4 protein-coding genes are annotated in these 2,349 nt (G+C 35.5%); all 4 read left to right on the top strand.

The features are described 5' to 3' along the window. The coding region (locus HMPREF2846_RS08500) for a conserved phage C-terminal domain-containing protein (RefSeq protein WP_256274586.1) at nucleotides 1-767 on the top strand (767 nt) is incomplete at its 5' end. Further along, nucleotides 768-1,553 carry an ATP-binding protein gene (locus tag HMPREF2846_RS08505; protein WP_070626436.1) on the top strand — a complete coding sequence of 262 codons (786 nt, stop codon included), beginning with the start codon at nucleotides 768-770 and terminating at the stop codon, nucleotides 1,551-1,553. Nucleotides 1,554-1,718: 165 nt separating this feature from the next. Beyond that, nucleotides 1,719-2,126: a RusA family crossover junction endodeoxyribonuclease gene (locus HMPREF2846_RS08515; protein ID WP_070626438.1), complete on the top strand. Its 408-nt coding sequence runs from the start codon at nucleotides 1,719-1,721 to the stop codon at nucleotides 2,124-2,126. Then, a complete protein-coding gene (locus HMPREF2846_RS08520) occupies nucleotides 2,127-2,318 on the top strand; it encodes a hypothetical protein (RefSeq protein WP_070626439.1) in 192 nt (63 codons plus the stop codon). Nucleotides 2,319-2,349: the final 31 nt, after the last annotated feature.

Raw genomic sequence — 2,349 nt, forward strand, 5'->3', positions numbered from 1 at the left:
AAGCATTCAGAAAGATTATACCAGAAAGGAGAATGCATATGAGCGACCAACCCAGTTATTACGCAATAATCACTGCAGCTGTTAGGTATGATAATAGACTCACTGATAGCGAGAAATTACTATACGCAGAAATCACTGCATTGAGTAACAAATTCGGCTATTGTACTGCAAGTAATAATTATTTTGCAAGGTTATACGATGTAACTAAAAGAACTATATCAGCAAGAGTAAACAACCTTAAAGAGCAAGGTTACTTAACAATAGAATTCAAATATAAAGGCAATGAAGTTAAACAGAGAAGAATGTACCCCATGACGCAATCTTCTATACCTGTAGAAAATAAATTCCATAGGGGTATAGAAAAAGATTTCCTACCCCCTATGGAAGCAAACTTCCAAGAGAATAATACAAGTATTAATAATACAAGAGATAATACTATAAATAGAATAGATACTATGTCGGGCAACCCGACAGCACCGTATCAACAGGTAATAGATTATTTGAATAAAAGAACAGGCAAGCAATATAAACATACTACCAAAAAGACTCAGTCCCTAATTAGAGCCAGAATTAAAGAAGGATTTAGCTTAGACGACTTCAAACAAGTTATAGACAACATGAGTGATCAATGGTTGGAAGATAAAAAGATGAACCAGTATCTGAGACCCGAAACGTTATTCGGTACTAAATTTGAAGGTTACCTTAACCAACAACAACCCAACGCTGTTGACGAAGAATGGAAAAAGCAATATGAGGGTGTGTTTTAGATGAACTCGTTTTCTGAAATAGCTAAGAAAGCAAAAGGAAGAAATAAGATTGTTAAACAGGAAATGAACTTGCATTGTGATAAGTGCGGCCGTAATTATGATTATTACGAATTTGAGAATGGCCAAGTATTTAAACATGGTTGTGATTGCGAAATGATAGCACTTGCTGAAGAAGCCAAAGAAAACTTCGAAAGAAACCAGCAACGTATTAAAGCAAACGCAATCTTTAAAAAATCAATCATCAATGATGATCTGGCAGATGCAACCTTTGATAATTACCTGCCTACAAGTGAACAACTTGCTAGAGCGAAAGCATTACTAGAACGTTATGCGAACAACTTCACTTTAGATAACAAACAATCCATTTTATTATTTGGCAGTTATGGTACGGGTAAGAGCCATTTATCTATGGCTACTATCAAACGTGTAAAAGAGAAAGGTTACTCGGTTCTATACATGAATGTGCCGCAGTTAATTACAACCTATAAAGACACATATAACAAATCTTCTCAAATCACAGAGAGAGAAATAGATAAAGCAATATCTGATGTTGACTTGCTTGTATTAGATGATTATGGAACATCATTAAGCAACTTCGGTGTACAGAAGCTGTTTGAAGTAATGGAATCACGTACTGGCAAGCACAATATCATCACTACTAATAACAGTAGTAAAGAACTGATACAAAATAAGGATCTGGCCAAAATATTTAGTCGAATGATGAAAAATACAACAACAATCAATATGAATGGCGAGGATTACAGAATGCGAGGGTTAAATTTTTGATGTTAACCAAAGAATATATCATGCGTCATCTTAACTGCAGTTCAGTGTTTGCAGAGATGATGATTACACAAGCACAGGGCAACGCTGAGAGGTTGTACGACTTATTCCTATACCAATGTAAAAAACGTCGTACAACGCCTGCTGTGCGTCAAATAGAGGTGTCTTATGGAAATAGAAATTAAGTTCAATGAAACACATGAAGCACCTATGGCTTCACCAAGACCGAGATTTGCGAATAGAGGAAAATTTGTACAAACCTATATGCCTGCCACTTATACGGCGCATAAAGCTTTTATACAAAAGCAGATGCCTAAACTTATGTTGGAAAATAGCGTGATTGTAACGTTGAAGTTTATCTTTATACCGCCTGAAAGTTGGAGTAAGAAGAAACGCTTGGCAATGGTCGGCAAGTATAAGTCTACAAATCCTGATGTAGATAATTTGATGAAAACTGTTTTAGATGCCGGCAATAAGCATCTGTGGAAAGATGATGGCCAGATTGTAGATGTAAGAACCTTAAAGCAATACGGTAATGAAGCTAAAATCATCATGGAAATCGAGGAGGTAGATTAATTGAATATCGACAATGACGACGTAGAAATGCAATTCAAAGTAAAAGCTACGTTTACCGCAAAAGTCAAAGCTACAGTCCACAAACACACTGATTTACAAGATGTGGAAGAGTATTTGATTAATAAAATTCGTGACGAACTAGAAAAGTACATGGATGAATTTCAAGTTGAAGATGTAGAGAGATTGTTATAGGAGGTTAAGGTAATGGGAAAATTTATTTATA

Source organism: Staphylococcus sp. HMSC056G08, assembly GCF_001812305.1.
GTDB lineage: Bacteria > Bacillota > Bacilli > Staphylococcales > Staphylococcaceae > Staphylococcus > Staphylococcus simulans.